This window comes from Acinetobacter baumannii (genome assembly GCF_009759685.1).
Taxonomy (GTDB): domain Bacteria; phylum Pseudomonadota; class Gammaproteobacteria; order Pseudomonadales; family Moraxellaceae; genus Acinetobacter; species Acinetobacter baumannii.
The window spans coordinates 520,394-539,100 of the sequence record NZ_CP046654.1 but is presented as its reverse complement, the minus strand read 5'-3'; the positions used below and the strand labels follow the sequence as shown (position 1 = coordinate 539,100).

The window sequence follows — 18,707 nt, the reverse complement described above, 5'->3', positions numbered from 1 at the left end:
GAAAACATTAAGTAAAAAGAATTATACATAAAATCATTTAAATCAATAATATAAAAGGAATATAGATATGCCTGAGATACAAATTATTGCCAAGGATAATCATAAAACCTTGGTAACCACAGAGGGAACTTCTGCAAAACTTTCAGAAGCGTCAGTTGTGTTGGTGAAAGTGGCTGCCAGTGATGTATTGGTAGTGAATAGGGAGGGTACCAATGCAGTCATACGTCTGAAAAATGGCGAGACTATTGTTATTGAAGGCTTCTTTAGTGGAACAGCTGAGCCTAAAGATAACAGTCTGGTTTTCCAAGATGAAAATGGACAGTTGATTTGGGCAAAATTCAAAGATGCTGAAAATGATGCAGATGCTGATAGTGATGCGGATGCAGATGCTGACAGTGACGTGGAACCACAAGCACTTTTAGGTGAAGATTTACCAGCAGCTCTACCAGCAGAAGCTCCACAAGAGTTGGTATCTGATGTTATTTACCAGCCTATTTCTTCAATTGAGCCTCTACTTTATCATGATGCAGGCGTGAACCCATGGTTATGGGCTGCTATTCCACTAGTTGCAGGCGGTATTATCGCTGCAGCATCAAATCATGATAGTAATGATGATTCTTCAGTACCTGCTGACACCACTCCACCAAGTACCGATGGCGTAACTTTCTCGGTTGACCCTGTTACTTCTGATAATGTGATTAATGCATCAGAAGCATCAGGTAATGTCACCATTACAGGTGTTTTGAAAAACATTCCAGCAGATGCGGCCAACACGGCCGTTACAGTTGTTATTAATGGGGTAACTTATAATGCGACTGTAGATAAAGCAGCAGGTACATGGACAGTAAGTGTACCGGGCAGTGGCTTAGTTGCGGATGCAGATAAAACAATTGATGCCAAAGTAACGTTTACAGATGCAGCAGGTAATAGCAGCAGTGTTAACGATACACAAACTTATACACTTGATACCACTGCACCAAATGCACCAGTGATTGACCCAGTTAACGGGACAGACCCGATTACAGGTACAGCAGAACCTGGTTCAACAGTGACTGTGACTTATCCGGACGGTAGTACGAAAACTGTTGTAGCAGGACCGGATGGTACTTGGACTGTGCCAAACCCAGGTTTGAATGATGGCGATGAAGTTACAGCTGTAGCAACAGACCCTGCTGGCAATACATCAGGACCAGGAACAGCTATTGTTGATGCAGTTGCACCGACAGTAGCGCTTAACGATGTATTGACCAATGACAGTACACCAGCACTTACTGGTACAGTGAACGATCCAACAGCAACTGTGGTTGTGAAGGTGGATGGTATTGACTATCCGGCAGTAAATAATGGTGACGGTACATGGACGCTTGCAGACAATACCTTGCCTGTATTAACAGACGGTCCACACACCATTACCGTGACTGCAACAGATGCAGCAGGCAATGCGGGTACAGATACAGGTGTTGTGACAGTTGATACAGCTGCTCCAAATACAGCTGGCGTTACCTTTACGATTGATTCAGTAACAGCTGACAATGTGATTAATGCATCAGAAGCAGCAGGTAATGTCACGATTACTGGTGTTCTGAAAAACATTCCAGCAGATGCGACTAACACGGCCGTTACAGTTGTTATTAATGGGGTAACTTATAATGCAACGGTAGATAAAACAGCAGGCACGTGGACAGTAAGTGTGCCGGGCAGTGGCTTGACTGCGGATGCAGATAAGACGATTGATGCCAAAGTAACGTTTACAGATGCAGCAGGTAATAGCAGCAGTGTTAACGATACACAAACTTATACACTTGATACCACTGCACCAAATGCACCAGTGATTGACCCAGTTAACGGGACAGACCCGATTACAGGTACGGCAGAGCCTGGTTCAACCGTAACAGTAACCTATCCTAATGGTGACACAGCAACAGTTGTAGCAGGACCCGACGGCAGTTGGTCAGTACCAAACCCTGGCCTTAATGATGGTGACGAAGTTGAGGCAATTGCTACAGATCCAGCAGGCAACCCATCTTTACCAGGTACAGCTACTGTTGATGCAGTTGGTCCAAATACCGATGGTGTTAACTTTACGGTTGATTCAGTAACAGCTGACAATGTGATTAATGCATCAGAAGCGTCAGGCAACGTTACTGTTACTGGTGTATTGAAAAACGTTCCGGCAGATGCAGCAAATACAGTAGTAACTGTTGTGATCAATGGCCAGACGTATACTGCAACTGTAGATAGCACAGCAGGCACATGGACAGTAAGCGTACCAGGTAGTGACTTGACTGCGGATGCAGATAAGACGATTGATGCCAAAGTAACGTTTACAGATGCGGCAGGTAATAGCAGCAGTGTTAACGATACACAAACATATACAATCGATACCACTGCACCTGATGCACCAGTAATTAACCCGGTTAACGCGACAGACCCGATTACAGGTACGGCAGAGCCTGGTTCAACAGTAACTGTGACTTATCCAGATGGCAGTACAACAACAGTTGTTGCAGGACCGGATGGTACTTGGACAGTACCAAATCCAGGTTTAAATGATGGCGATAAAGTTACAGCAATTGCTACAGATCCAGCAGGTAACCCATCATTACCAGGCACAGCTATTGTCGATGCAGTTGGCCCAAATACAGATGGTGTTAACTTCACGGTTGATTCAGTAACAGCTGACAATGTGATTAATGCATCAGAAGCGTCAGGCAACGTTACTGTTACAGGCGTATTGAAAAACGTTCCGGCAGATGCAGCAAATACAGTGGTCACTGTTGTGATCAATGGCCAGACGTATACTGCAACTGTAGATAGCACAGCAGGCACATGGACAGTAAGTGTACCGGGCAGTGGCTTGACTGCGGATGCAGATAAGACGATTGATGCCAAAGTAACGTTTACAGATGCGGCAGGTAATAGCAGCAGTGTTAACGATACACAAACATATACAATCGATACCACTGCACCTGATGCACCAGTAATTAACCCAGTTAACGGGACAGACCCGATTACAGGTACGGCAGAGCCTGGTTCAACAGTAACTGTGACTTATCCTGACGGCAGTACAACAACAGTTGTTGCAGGACCGGATGGTACTTGGACAGTACCAAATCCAGGTTTAAATGATGGCGATAAAGTTACAGCAATTGCTACAGATCCAGCAGGTAACCCATCATTACCAGGCACAGCTATTGTCGATGCAGTTGGCCCAAATACAGATGGTGTTAACTTCACGGTTGATTCAGTAACAGCTGACAATGTGATTAATGCATCAGAAGCGTCAGGCAACGTTACTGTTACAGGCGTATTGAAAAACGTTCCGGCAGATGCAGCAAATACAGTGGTCACTGTTGTGATCAATGGCCAGACGTATACTGCAACTGTAGATAGCACAGCAGGCACATGGACAGTAAGCGTATCAGGCAGTGACTTGACTGCAGATGCAGATAAGACGATTGATGCCAAAGTAACGTTTACAGATGCGGCAGGTAATAGCAGCAGTGTTAACGATACACAAACATATACAGTTGATACGGTTGCACCAAATGCACCGGTGCTTGATCCGATCAATGCAACAGACCCAGTAAGCGGTCAGGCAGAGCCTGGTTCAACCGTGACTGTGACTTATCCTGATGGCACCACTGCAACAGTGGTAGCAGGCACAGATGGTAGCTGGTCAGTACCAAACCCGGGTAACCTGGTGGATGGCGATACAGTGACTGCAACAGCGACTGACCCTGCAGGCAACACTTCATTGCCAGGTACAGGCACAGTTTCAGCAGACATCACAGCACCTGTGGTTGCGCTGGATGACGTGTTGACGAATGACAGCACACCAGCACTTACTGGTACAGTGAACGATCCGACTGCCACTGTAGTTGTCAATGTGGATGGCGTTGACTATCCGGCAGTGAACAATGGTGACGGCACCTGGACGCTTGCAGACAATACACTTCCAACACTCGCAGACGGTCCACACACCATTACCGTGACTGCAACAGATGCAGCAGGTAACGTAGGTAACGATACTGCAGTGGTGACCATTGATACGGTTGCACCAAATGCACCGGTGCTTGATCCGATCAATGCAACAGACCCAGTAAGCGGTCAGGCAGAGCCTGGTTCAACCGTGACTGTGACTTATCCTGATGGCACCACTGCAACAGTGGTAGCAGGACCGGATGGTAGCTGGTCAGTACCAAACCCGGGTAACCTGGTGGATGGTGATACAGTGACTGCAACAGCGACTGACCCTGCAGGCAACACTTCATTGCCAGGTACAGGCACAGTTTCAGCAGACATCACAGCACCTGTGGTTGCGCTGGATGACGTGTTGACGAATGACAGCACACCAGCACTTACTGGTACAGTGAACGACCCGACAGCCACTGTAGTTGTCAATGTGGATGGCGTTGACTATCCGGCAGTGAACAATGGTGACGGCACCTGGACGCTTGCAGACAATACACTTCCAACACTCGCAGACGGTCCACACACCATTACCGTGACTGCAACAGATGCAGCAGGTAACGTAGGTAACGATACTGCAGTGGTGACCATTGATACGGTTGCACCAAATGCACCGGTGCTTGATCCGATCAATGCAACAGACCCAGTAAGCGGTCAGGCAGAGCCTGGTTCAACCGTGACTGTGACTTATCCTGATGGCACCACTGCAACAGTGGTAGCAGGACCGGATGGTAGCTGGTCAGTACCAAACCCGGGTAACCTGGTGGATGGCGATACAGTGACTGCAACAGCGACTGACCCTGCAGGCAACACTTCATTGCCAGGTACAGGCACAGTTTCAGCAGACATCACAGCACCTGTGGTTGCGCTGGATGACGTGTTGACGAATGACAGCACACCAGCACTTACTGGTACAGTGAACGATCCGACAGCCACTGTAGTTGTCAATGTGGATGGCGTTGACTATCCGGCAGTGAACAATGGCGACGGCACCTGGACGCTTGCAGACAATACACTTCCAACACTCGCAGACGGTCCACACACCATTACCGTGACTGCAACAGATGCAGCAGGTAACGTAGGTAACGATACTGCAGTGGTGACCATTGATACGGTTGCACCAAATGCACCGGTGCTTGATCCGATCAATGCAACAGACCCAGTAAGCGGTCAGGCAGAGCCTGGTTCAACCGTGACTGTGACTTATCCTGATGGCACCACTGCAACAGTGGTAGCAGGACCGGATGGTAGCTGGTCAGTACCAAACCCGGGTAACCTGGTGGATGGCGATACAGTGACTGCAACAGCGACTGACCCTGCAGGCAACACTTCATTGCCAGGTACAGGCACAGTTTCAGCAGACATCACAGCACCTGTGGTTGCGCTGGATGACGTGTTGACGAATGACAGCACACCAGCACTTACTGGTACAGTGAACGACCCGACAGCCACTGTAGTTGTCAATGTGGATGGCGTTGACTATCCGGCAGTGAACAATGGTGACGGCACCTGGACGCTTGCAGACAATACACTTCCAACACTCGCAGACGGTCCACACACCATTACCGTGACTGCAACAGATGCAGCAGGTAACGTAGGTAACGATACTGCAGTGGTGACCATTGATACGGTTGCACCAAATGCACCGGTGCTTGATCCGATCAATGCAACAGACCCAGTAAGCGGTCAGGCAGAGCCTGGTTCAACCGTGACTGTGACTTATCCTGATGGCACCACTGCAACAGTGGTAGCAGGACCGGATGGTAGCTGGTCAGTACCAAACCCGGGTAACCTGGTGGATGGCGATACAGTGACTGCAACAGCGACTGACCCTGCAGGCAACACTTCATTGCCAGGTACAGGCACAGTTTCAGCAGACATCACAGCACCTGTGGTTGCGCTGGATGACGTGTTGACGAATGACAGCACACCAGCACTTACTGGTACAGTGAACGATCCGACAGCCACTGTAGTTGTCAATGTGGATGGCGTTGACTATCCGGCAGTGAACAATGGCGACGGCACCTGGACGCTTGCAGACAATACACTTCCAACACTCGCAGACGGTCCACACACCATTACCGTGACTGCAACAGATGCAGCAGGTAACGTAGGTAACGATACTGCAGTGGTGACCATTGATACGGTTGCACCAAATGCACCGGTGCTTGATCCGATCAATGCAACAGACCCAGTGAGCGGTCAGGCAGAGCCTGGTTCAACCGTGACTGTGACTTATCCTGATGGCACCACTGCAACAGTGGTAGCAGGACCGGATGGTAGCTGGTCAGTACCAAACCCGGGTAACCTGGTGGATGGCGATACAGTGACTGCAACAGCGACTGACCCTGCAGGCAACACTTCATTGCCAGGTACAGGCACAGTTTCAGCAGACATCACAGCACCTGTGGTTGCGCTGGATGACGTGTTGACGAATGACAGCATACCAGCACTTACTGGTACAGTGAACGACCCGACAGCCACTGTAGTTGTCAATGTGGATGGCGTTGACTATCCGGCAGTGAACAATGGTGACGGCACCTGGACGCTTGCAGACAATACACTTCCAACACTCGCAGACGGTCCACACACCATTACCGTGACTGCAACAGATGCAGCAGGTAATGTAGGTAACGATACTGCAGTGGTGACCATTGATACGGTTGCACCAAATGCACCGGTGCTTGATCCGATCAATGCAACAGACCCAGTGAGCGGTCAGGCAGAGCCTGGTTCAACCGTGACGGTGACTTATCCTGATGGCACAACTGCAACAGTGGTAGCAGGACCGGATGGTAGCTGGTCAGTACCAAACCCGGGTAACCTGGTGGATGGCGATACAGTGACTGCAACAGCAACTGACCCTGCAGGCAACACTTCATTGCCAGGTACAGGCACAGTTTCAGCAGACATCACAGCACCTGTGGTTGCGCTGGATGACGTGTTGACGAATGACAGCACACCAGCACTTACTGGTACAGTGAACGACCCGACAGCCACTATAGTTGTCAATGTGGATGGCGTTGACTATCCGGCAGTGAACAATGGCGACGGCACCCGGACGCTTGCAGACAATACACTTCCAACACTCGCAGACGGTCCACACACCATTACCGTGACTGCAACAGATGCAGCAGGTAACGTAGGTAACGATACTGCAGTGGTGACCATTGATACGGTTGCACCAAATGCACCGGTGCTTGATCCGATCAATGCAACAGACCCAGTGAGCGGTCAGGCAGAGCCTGGTTCAACCGTGACTGTGACTTATCCTGATGGCACAACTGCAACAGTGGTAGCAGGACCGGATGGTAGCTGGTCAGTACCAAACCCGGGTAACCTGGTGGATGGCGATACAGTGACTGCAACAGCAACTGACCCTGCAGGCAACACTTCATTGCCAGGTACAGGCACAGTTTCAGCAGACATCACAGCACCTGTGGTTGCGCTGGATGACGTGTTGACGAATGACAGCACACCAGCACTTACTGGTACAGTGAACGACCCGACAGCCACTGTAGTTGTCAATGTGGATGGCGTTGACTATCCGGCAGTGAACAATGGTGACGGCACCTGGACGCTTGCAGACAATACACTTCCAACACTCGCAGACGGTCCACACACCATTACCGTGACTGCAACAGATGCAGCAGGTAATGTAGGTAACGATACTGCAGTGGTGACCATTGATACGGTTGCACCAAATGCACCGGTGCTTGATCCGATCAATGCAACAGACCCAGTGAGCGGTCAGGCAGAGCCTGGTTCAACCGTGACGGTGACTTATCCTGATGGCACAACTGCAACAGTGGTAGCAGGACCGGATGGTAGCTGGTCAGTACCAAACCCGGGTAACCTGGTGGATGGCGATACAGTGACTGCAACAGCGACTGACCCTGCAGGCAACACTTCATTGCCAGGTACAGGCACAGTTTCAGCAGACATCACAGCACCTGTGGTTGCGCTGGATGACGTGTTGACGAATGACAGCACACCAGCACTTACTGGTACAGTGAACGACCCGACAGCCACTGTAGTTGTCAATGTGGATGGCGTTGACTATCCGGCAGTGAACAATGGTGACGGCACCTGGACGCTTGCAGACAATACACTTCCAACACTCGCAGACGGTCCACACACCATTACCGTGACTGCAACAGATGCAGCAGGTAACGTAGGTAACGATACTGCAGTGGTGACCATTGATACGGTTGCACCAAATGCACCGGTGCTTGATCCGATCAATGCAACAGACCCAGTGAGCGGTCAGGCAGAGCCTGGTTCAACCGTGACTGTGACTTATCCTGATGGCACCACTGCAACAGTGGTAGCAGGACCGGATGGTAGCTGGTCAGTACCAAACCCGGGTAACCTGGTGGATGGCGATACAGTGACTGCAACAGCAACTGACCCTGCAGGCAACACTTCATTGCCAGGTACAGGCACAGTTTCAGCAGACATCACAGCACCTGTGGTTGCGCTGGATGACGTGTTGACGAATGACAGCACACCAGCACTTACTGGTACAGTGAACGACCCGACAGCCACTGTAGTTGTCAATGTGGATGGCGTTGACTATCCGGCAGTGAACAATGGCGACGGCACCTGGACGCTTGCAGACAATACACTTCCAACACTCGCAGACGGTCCACACACCATTACCGTGACTGCAACAGATGCAGCAGGTAACGTAGGTAACGATACTGCAGTGGTGACCATTGATACGGTTGCACCAAATGCACCGGTGCTTGATCCGATCAATGCAACAGACCCAGTGAGCGGTCAGGCAGAGCCTGGTTCAACCGTGACTGTGACTTATCCTGATGGCACAACTGCAACAGTGGTAGCAGGACCGGATGGTAGCTGGTCAGTACCAAACCCAGGTAACCTGGTGGATGGCGATACAGTGACTGCAACAGCAACTGACCCTGCAGGCAACACTTCATTGCCAGGTACAGGCACAGTTTCAGCAGACATCACAGCACCTGTGGTTGCGCTGGATGACGTGTTGACGAATGACAGCACACCAGCACTTACTGGTACAGTGAACGATCCGACAGCCACTGTAGTTGTCAATGTGGATGGCGTTGACTATCCGGCAGTGAACAATGGCGACGGCACCTGGACGCTTGCAGACAATACACTTCCAACACTCGCAGACGGTCCACACACCATTACCGTGACTGCAACAGATGCAGCAGGTAATGTAGGTAACGATACTGCAGTGGTGACCATTGATACGGTTGCACCAAATGCACCGGTGCTTGATCCGATCAATGCAACAGACCCAGTGAGCGGTCAGGCAGAGCCTGGTTCAACCGTGACGGTGACTTATCCTGATGGCACCACTGCAACAGTGGTAGCAGGACCGGATGGTAGCTGGTCAGTACCAAACCCGGGTAACCTGGTGGATGGCGATACAGTGACTGCAACAGCAACTGACCCTGCAGGCAACACTTCATTGCCAGGTACAGGCACAGTTTCAGCAGACATCACAGCACCTGTGGTTGCGCTGGATGACGTGTTGACGAATGACAGCACACCAGCACTCACTGGTACAGTGAACGACCCGACAGCCACTGTAGTTGTCAATGTGGATGGCGTTGACTATCCGGCAGTGAACAATGGCGACGGCACCTGGACGCTTGCAGACAATACACTTCCAGTGTTGGCAGATGGTCCGCATACGGTAAGTGTGACTGCAACAGATGCAGCAGGTAACGTAGGTAACGATACTGCAGTGGTGACCATTGATACGGTTGCACCAAATGCACCGGTGCTTGATCCGATCAATGCAACAGACCCAGTGAGCGGTCAGGCAGAGCCTGGTTCAACCGTGACTGTGACTTATCCTGATGGCACAACTGCAACAGTGGTAGCAGGACCGGATGGTAGCTGGTCAGTACCAAACCCGGGTAACCTGGTGGATGGCGATACAGTGACTGCAACAGCAACTGACCCTGCAGGCAACACTTCATTGCCAGGTACAGGCACAGTTTCAGCAGACATCACAGCACCTGTGGTTGCGCTGGATGACGTGTTGACGAATGACAGCACACCAGCACTTACTGGTACAGTGAACGACCCGACAGCCACTGTAGTTGTCAATGTGGATGGCGTTGACTATCCGGCAGTGAACAATGGTGACGGCACCTGGACGCTTGCAGACAATACACTTCCAACACTCGCAGACGGTCCACACACCATTACCGTGACTGCAACAGATGCAGCAGGTAATGTAGGTAACGATACTGCAGTGGTGACTATTGATACTAGTTTGCCAGTTGTATCTTTAGATGATTTAACTACTAATGACACGACTCCTGCTTTAACAGGAGCTATTGATGATCCAACAGCAACCGTTGTTGTAAATGTTGATGGTATCGATTATCCAGCGACTAACAATGGTGATGGTACCTGGACGCTCGCAGACAATACACTTCCAGTGTTGGCAGATGGTCCGCATACGGTAAGTGTGACTGCAACAGATGTGGCAGGTAACGTTTCAACTCCGGTAACAGGTACAGTGACTGTTGATGCGACAGCACCAACACTTGCGATCACGACAGATGACCTTGCACTTGCGGCAGGTGAAGATGCCAACATTACCTTCACGTTCAGTGAGGCAGTTGCAGGCTTTGATGTAAGTGACATCACGGTTGTAGGCGGTACATTGACTGGCCTGACTACAACGGACAACATCACCTGGACAGCAGTGTTCACACCGGATGGTACAGGCACAGCACCAAGCATTGCCGTGGCTGATGGCAGCTACACAGATGTTGCAGGTAACCTTGGTACAGGCGATGTACTTGACGGTACAGACGGCTTTATCGTTGACCTTGTAGCACCGGTAGTAACTTTCGCGGATGTATCGACTAACGATACAACTCCTGCATTGACCGGTACGATTGATGATCCTACTGCGACAGTTGTAGTGACTGTGGATGGCGTGGATTATCCGGCAGTGAACAATGGTGACGGTACCTGGACGCTTGCAGACAATACACTTCCAGTGTTGGCAGATGGTCCGCATACGGTAAGTGTGACTGCAACAGATGTGGCAGGTAACGTTTCAACTCCGGTAACAGGTACAGTGACTGTTGATGCGACAGCACCAACACTTGCGATCACGACAGATGACCTTGCACTTGCGGCAGGTGAAGATGCCAACATTACCTTCACGTTCAGTGAGGCAGTTGCAGGCTTTGATGTAAGTGACATCACGGTTGTAGGCGGTACATTGACTGGCCTGACTACAACGGACAACATCACCTGGACAGCAGTGTTCACACCGGATGGTACAGGCACAGCACCAAGCATTGCCGTGGCTGATGGCAGCTACACAGATGTTGCAGGTAACCTTGGTACAGGCGATGTACTTGACGGTACAGACGGCTTTATCGTTGACCTTGTAGCACCGGTAGTAACTTTCGCGGATGTATCGACTAACGATACAACTCCTGCATTGACCGGTACGATTGATGATCCTACTGCGACAGTTGTAGTGACTGTGGATGGCGTGGATTATCCGGCAGTGAACAATGGTGACGGTACCTGGACGCTTGCAGACAATACACTTCCAGTGTTGGCAGATGGTCCGCATACGGTAAGTGTGACTGCAACAGATGTGGCAGGTAACGTTTCAACTCCGGTAACAGGTACAGTGACTGTTGATGCGACAGCACCAACACTTGCGATCACGACAGATGACCTTGCACTTGCGGCAGGTGAAGATGCCAACATTACCTTCACGTTCAGTGAGGCAGTTGCAGGCTTTGATGTAAGTGACATCACGGTTGTAGGCGGTACATTGACTGGCCTGACTACAACGGACAACATCACCTGGACAGCAGTGTTCACACCGGATGGTACAGGCACAGCACCAAGCATTGCCGTGGCTGATGGCAGCTACACAGATGTTGTGGGTAACCTTGGTACAGGCGATGTACTTGACGGTACAGACGGCTTTATCGTTGACCTTGTAGCACCGGTAGTAACTTTCGCGGATGTATCGACTAACGATACAACTCCTGCATTGACCGGTACGATTGATGATCCTACTGCGACAGTTGTAGTGACTGTGGATGGCGTGGATTATCCGGCAGTGAACAATGGTGACGGTACCTGGACGCTTGCAGACAATACACTTCCAGTGTTGGCAGATGGTCCGCATACGGTAAGTGTGACTGCAACAGATGTGGCAGGTAACGTTTCAACTCCGGTAACAGGTACAGTGACTGTTGATGCGACAGCACCAACACTTGCGATCACGACAGATGACCTTGCACTTGCGGCAGGTGAAGATGCCAACATTACCTTCACGTTCAGTGAGGCAGTTGCAGGCTTTGATGTAAGTGACATCACGGTTGTAGGCGGTACATTGACTGGCCTGACTACAACGGACAACATCACCTGGACAGCAGTGTTCACACCGGATGGTACAGGCACAGCACCAAGCATTGCCGTGGCTGATGGCAGCTACACAGATGTTGTGGGTAACCTTGGTACAGGCGATGTACTTGACGGTACAGACGGCTTTATCGTTGACCTTGTAGCACCGGTAGTAACTTTCGCGGATGTATCGACTAACGATACAACTCCTGCATTGACCGGTACGATTGATGATCCTACTGCGACAGTTGTAGTGACTGTGGATGGCGTGGATTATCCGGCAGTGAACAATGGTGACGGTACCTGGACGCTTGCAGACAATACACTTCCAGTGTTGGCAGATGGTCCGCATACGGTAAGTGTGACTGCAACAGATGTGGCAGGTAACGTTTCAACTCCGGTAACAGGTACAGTGACTGTTGATGCGACAGCACCAACACTTGCAATTACAACTGATGATCTGGCTCTTGCAGCAGGTGAATCAGCGAACATTACCTTCACATTCAGTGAGGCAGTGGCAGGCTTTGATGCGAATGATATCACCCTAGTAGGTGGTACATTGAGTGCATTGGTTACGACTGACAACATCACCTGGACAGCGGTGTTCACACCGGATGGTACAGGCACAGCACCAAGTATTGCCGTGGCTGATGGTAGCTACACAGACCTTGCAGGTAACTTAGGTACAGGTGATGTACTTGATGGAACTGATGGTTTCGTTGTAGACATTGTTGCACCGGTAGTTGGTTTCACAAATGTAACTACTAATGATGATACACCACCATTGACTGGTACGATTGATGATCCTACTGCGACAGTTGTAGTGACTGTGGATGGCGTGGATTACCCAGCAACCAACAATGGTGACGGTACCTGGACGCTTGCAGACAATACACTTCCTTCATTAATTGATGGTCCGCATACCGTAAGCGTAACTGCAACCGACCCTGCGGGTAATGTATCGATTCCGGCAACTGGTACGGTAACGATTAGTTCTTCTAGTATCTTGGCCTTTGACAACACTGACCATGCAGTTCTTAGTCCGCAACCATCTCTTGTGGGTGATGATGTAAGTCTAGGCAGTACTTCTTATTTAGTACTTACATCTGTAGCAGGCTTAGACCTTCAACTTGGTGGTAATTCTCTAGGATTTACTGTCGCTGCTGGTCATGAAGGTGATGTTACTTTCCAATATAGTGGCTTAATCGACGCAGCTGTACTTTCTGATTACAAGTTAGTAGTTCAGAAGTTCAATACAACAACTAACCAATGGGAATCTATACATGGTGATGCTAATTCATCATTAATTAGCTTGCACTTGTTAGGTATTGGTACAGGAAATGTTCCTGGTGCAGTCCTTGATGGTTTAGATGCGGGTCAATACCGTGCCTTCTTAGCCTACGACGGACTGTTAGGATTGGGCGTGTTAGGCACTCTTTCTGCCACTATGGATGATTATGATTTGTCTGTAGCAGGTGGATATGAAATTGGTAATGCTGAAGGTAACGTGATTACTGATCCAGATCCAACAACAGGTCAGGTCGATCAGGTAACTGCAAATACTTATGTTTCATCAGTGAATGGTCATCCGATTGATGCTGATGGAGAGACATTTGCAGGTACTTACGGAACAATTACTTTCTATCAAGATGGTAGTTATGTGTATGTACCAAATGCAGATGGTTCTGGTGTAGGTCAAACTGATGTATTCACATATACATTAACTGACTCAGTAACTGGAGCAACAGGTCAAGCTAATCTTAATATCGTGTTTGATTCGATTCGTGCAGCGGATAACCTTGTTGAGGTTGAACTCAATCCACAATATCAATTGGTGGGTACAGAGACTGATTCAGCATTCTATGGCGTTCTATTGAATGTTGGAAATATTGTTGACCTACAACTCCTCACAGTAGATACGGTTGACTTTACTATCGGTGCTGGTCAGGAAGGGGTTGCAACATTTAACTTCAATAGCTTGATTGGTGCATCTGCTTTAGGTGACTACAATGTTGTGTTGCAAAAATACAATGATGTAACAGGACAATGGGAAGCAGTGAATGGTACAGGTGATCGTTCATTACTGAACTTGACCTTGCTTGGTAATACGCCAACTGCGCAAATAGGCGGGCTTACAGAGGGTGAATATAGAGCATTCTTATCATTCAATGGCTTGGTAGGCGGAGCAGTAGCTGTAACATTAAACGGCAGTGTAGATGTCTATAACCCAGCGGTTATTACTGGTTACGATGTCGTAGCAGCTCATGGCAACCTAATCTCTGATCCAAATACGAATGGTGATGTTGATATCGCTACACCTAACAGTATTATCAGTGAAGTCAATGGTGTTGCAGTAAGTGCATCTCCAACTGAGATTATTGGTACTCACGGTACTTTACTCATCTATGCAAATGGTGATTATACCTATACGCCAAATGCTGATAGTGCTGGATTAGGTCAGGTTGATCAATTTACTTATACCTTGTTAGACCCAGCTTCTAATACAACTTCACAAGCTACGTTCTATGTACATCTAGATAGTAAAGTTGTGGATATGAATTGGGATGCAGCTGATCCACCACAACCTGCTACTGTAACGATTACAGCAGTGGATGACGCTGTAAATGCTGCAATTGCTGCTGAGCCTCATCTCATCGAAGATGACAGAGCATTGGGTAGTGCAACTTATCTTGCATTGTTATCGTTGGCTGGCATCAACCTACAAGCTCCTTTACCATTCGTGAATAGTACTGTGGAGTTCAATGTAGGTGCTGGTGAAACTGGAACCGCAACCTTTAAATACAGCAGTTTAATTAATGAAGGAGCACTCGGTGATTACCAACTTGTAGTACAGAAATTCAATACTGCTACAAATCGTTGGGAATCAATTACCGGTAGCAGTGAAGCTTCTTTACTGAACTTAAGTGTATTGGGTATAGGTGTGAATGCGACACCGGGAGTGGTTGTTGAAGGGCTTGACGAAGGTCAATACCGTGCCTTTATGACATACAACGGCCTCTATGGTAAGAGTATCCTTGGTACATTGTCAGGTACGATGGATGTTTACGATCCAAACCAAATTGACTTTACTGGTTTGGCATCTGAAGGCAATGTCATTACTGGTCTTGGCGTAGGTACAAATGCTGATGCTGTAACTGGATACACAATTGTTGATTCAGTTACTGTAAACGGTGTGACTACGAATGTTGATCCAAATACTGGAACAATTATTCAGGGTCAATACGGTACGCTTCAAATATTCGCGAATGGTGATTACATCTATACGCCGAATAATACGAATGCCAACCTCGGTCTAGTCGATCACTTCACTTATACGTTGGCTGATCCTTTGGGCGGCAATATAAGTGCAAGTCTAGACTTCACTATTGGCAACAGTACGCCAGTGATTGCCGTAGACGACCTTGCTGTAGCTGTTGTTAATCCAGAATATCTGCAAATTGGTAATGATGTTGCGGTAGGTAATACTACGTATCTAGCATTATTAACATTGACTGATAATTTTGACTTCCAAGCTGGCGGCCAAAGCGTTAACTTCACTTTGACTGATGCGACATTAAATGATGTAACGTTTAACTACAGTGCGCTTATCAGCGCAAGCTTGTTAGCTGATTATGTTCTTGTGGTACAAAAATTTGATACTGCAACCAATCAATGGGTAGCTGTAAATGGCACTGGAGATGCGGACTTACTCAGTTTGGCAGCCTTTGGTGGAAATTCAGTGACATTGGAAGGTCTAGCTGCTGGTCAATATAGAGCCTATATGACTTATGCTGGTAGTGGTGTTGGAGTTAGCTTATTAGGTACATTGTCAGTTCAGAAAGATGTATTTGATGCGACAAATATCACAGGCTACAGCACTCAAGTTGCAGAAGGTAATGTTATTCATGATGTCGGCTTAAATGGACACGCAGATACTGCTTCTGGTTTTAGCACAGTAACTAGCGTTGAATTTAACGGCACAGCATTTGCGGTTAATGCAACAGGTGTCACAACCATTGTCGGTGACCATGGTACATTGTCAATTTATGCTAATGGTAACTACAGCTATCAACCAAATGGTGAGGCTGCAAGCCTTGGTCAAGTTGATCAATTTACTTACACCTTGTCAGATGGTCTAAATACATCGCAAGCGACCTTGTATCTCCATATTGATAGCGATGCAGTCGACATGACTTGGAATACAAGTGATCCATCACAACCTGCTGTCATCACAGTTACTCCTGTAGACGCGATTGATAACGTTGTTTCTGCTGGTGTAGATATCGTTCCTCAAGGTGAGCTTGGTGTAGCTGTAGGTTCTGCAACTTATCTAGCATTGGTGGGCATTACAGAGAACTTAAATGTTTCCTTGTTAGGAACACCAAGTGTTGCATTTACAATTGATGCTGGACACGAAGCTGATGTGACATTCGCATATGCTCCAGTGCTTTCATTATCATTGTTTAATGACTATAAAGTTGTATTACAGCAAAAAGGTGCTGATGGTGCTTGGCATAATATTGACGGTGGCTCAAGTACTGGCTTACTCAATATTGGTTTACTAGGTAACGGTGGAATTGGTGTTACTGTTCCAGATCTAGGCCAAGGTGAATACCGTGCATTTATGGTGTACACCGGTTTAGGAGTAGGTATCTTAGGTACAATGAGTGTAGTGAAAGATGACTTTGATTACACAGTTGCGCCTACCAATACAGCGGTTGTTGCAGATGGTAATGTATTGACTGATGACGTAACTACGTTAACTACTCAAGTTACCACTGTGACATCTGAAGTAGTGGGTGCTCTACCACAAACTGTCGGAACAGATACAGTTATAAACGGTGCATACGGTACATTGGTGATTTCTACAAATGGTCACTACACCTATACACCAAATACAACTGATCTGAGCGCGATTGGTAAAGTGGATTCATTCACTTATACAATTCGTGATGTATTAACAGGGGCAACAGATACAGCGACATTACATGTTCAGGTTGGTTCACCAGACGTAACGATCGCATGGGATGCTGCTAACCCAGCAAATGATGGCGTAGTACAATTAACTGCTAATCCTGATCATGTGGTTACAACTACAGACTTCTCAAATGCTGCTGATCTACCAGTAGATGTGGCGAGCCCTGTGGTTTCTGTAAACCTCATCGGTTCTAATTCAGTAGTGTCTGATCAGTTTGTAGTAGGAGCTGGAACTGTTGCTAATATTGATCTATCAGCGGTTTATACAGCACAACCTCTAGCAAGTTTACTACCGACAGTAAGTTATGTGATCCAAAGCTGGAATGGTACAGCATGGGTGAATACAATTTACTCAGGTTCTCAAACTGCTCTAGGAAGTGTGGCAACTATTCAAGCGGGTAGTGTTGCATTCCAAGACACTGTTGAGCATTTAGCTGCAGGTACCTACCGCGTACAATATACGCTAACAGGTGTTTCACTTGGTGCGACTTCACTAGATACAAATGTTTCTACAACGACAGTTCATCTAGATACTTATCGTTCAGATTGGATCAGCGGAAATGTGTTGGCAGGAGACAACATCGGTGGAGTAGCGGATACAGGTATCTTGTCTCATGAAGGAGCTAAACTCCAAGTTTGGGATAATGCGCAAAATGCTTATGTTGATGCAGTTGGACAAACAATCAATACCGGTAACGGTGTATTGATTATGCAATCAAATGGTGAATATGAGTACCGTCCAAATGATGTGACTACAACCACACAATTGGCGTCTACTGACAGTATTAACTATAAGATTGTGTCCGTAACTGGTAATGTTGAATCTCAATCTACCTTAACGATTGATTTAACACATAATGATTACAATCTGCTTTACACAAGTACTTCTGCGAATGACACATTCACAACAGGTACGGGTTCAGATACTGTGATTTACCAAGTGTTAAATAACGTTGCTATAGGCAATGGAGGTAATACTGGTGGTAATGGCGTAGATACTTGGACTGACTTCCATGTTGGTAATGTTGCTACAGACAAACAGGCTGATCTGATTGATATCAGAGGATTACTCGATGGAGCCCAAACAGACGCCAATATTGGAGAGTATTTGAATGTCACAGTAAGTGGTGGTAATACAACAATCCAGATTGACCGTGATGGGTTAACAGGTCTATTCCCTGCAAATAACTTCACTACATTGTTAGTCTTACAAGGTGTTACTACAACAGAGACTGAATTACTTAACAATGGTCAAATTCTCTATTAACAGATAATTGACTCATCAGAAAAAGAGAACCCTAGGGTTCTCTTTTTTTATTTTTAAACAATACGTTAACCTAGCTTTGCAAGAGTTCATGCTATGA

1 protein-coding gene is annotated in these 18,707 nt (G+C 47.8%); it reads left to right on the top strand.

The window, feature by feature from the left end:
• Positions 1-67: 67 nt before the first annotated feature.
• The gene (locus GO593_RS02470; protein ID WP_085762530.1) at positions 68-18,610 is read left to right on the top strand and encodes a BapA/Bap/LapF family large adhesin; all 18,543 of its coding nucleotides are present in this window, start codon (positions 68-70) and stop codon (positions 18,608-18,610) included.
• Positions 18,611-18,707 lie beyond the last annotated feature (97 nt).

What these genes read in the sequence shown, in the direction of transcription:
- GO593_RS02470 (WP_085762530.1), top strand. Translation starts at nt 68, where the DNA reads ATGCCTGAGATACAAATTATTGCCAAGGATAATCATAAAACCTTGGTA.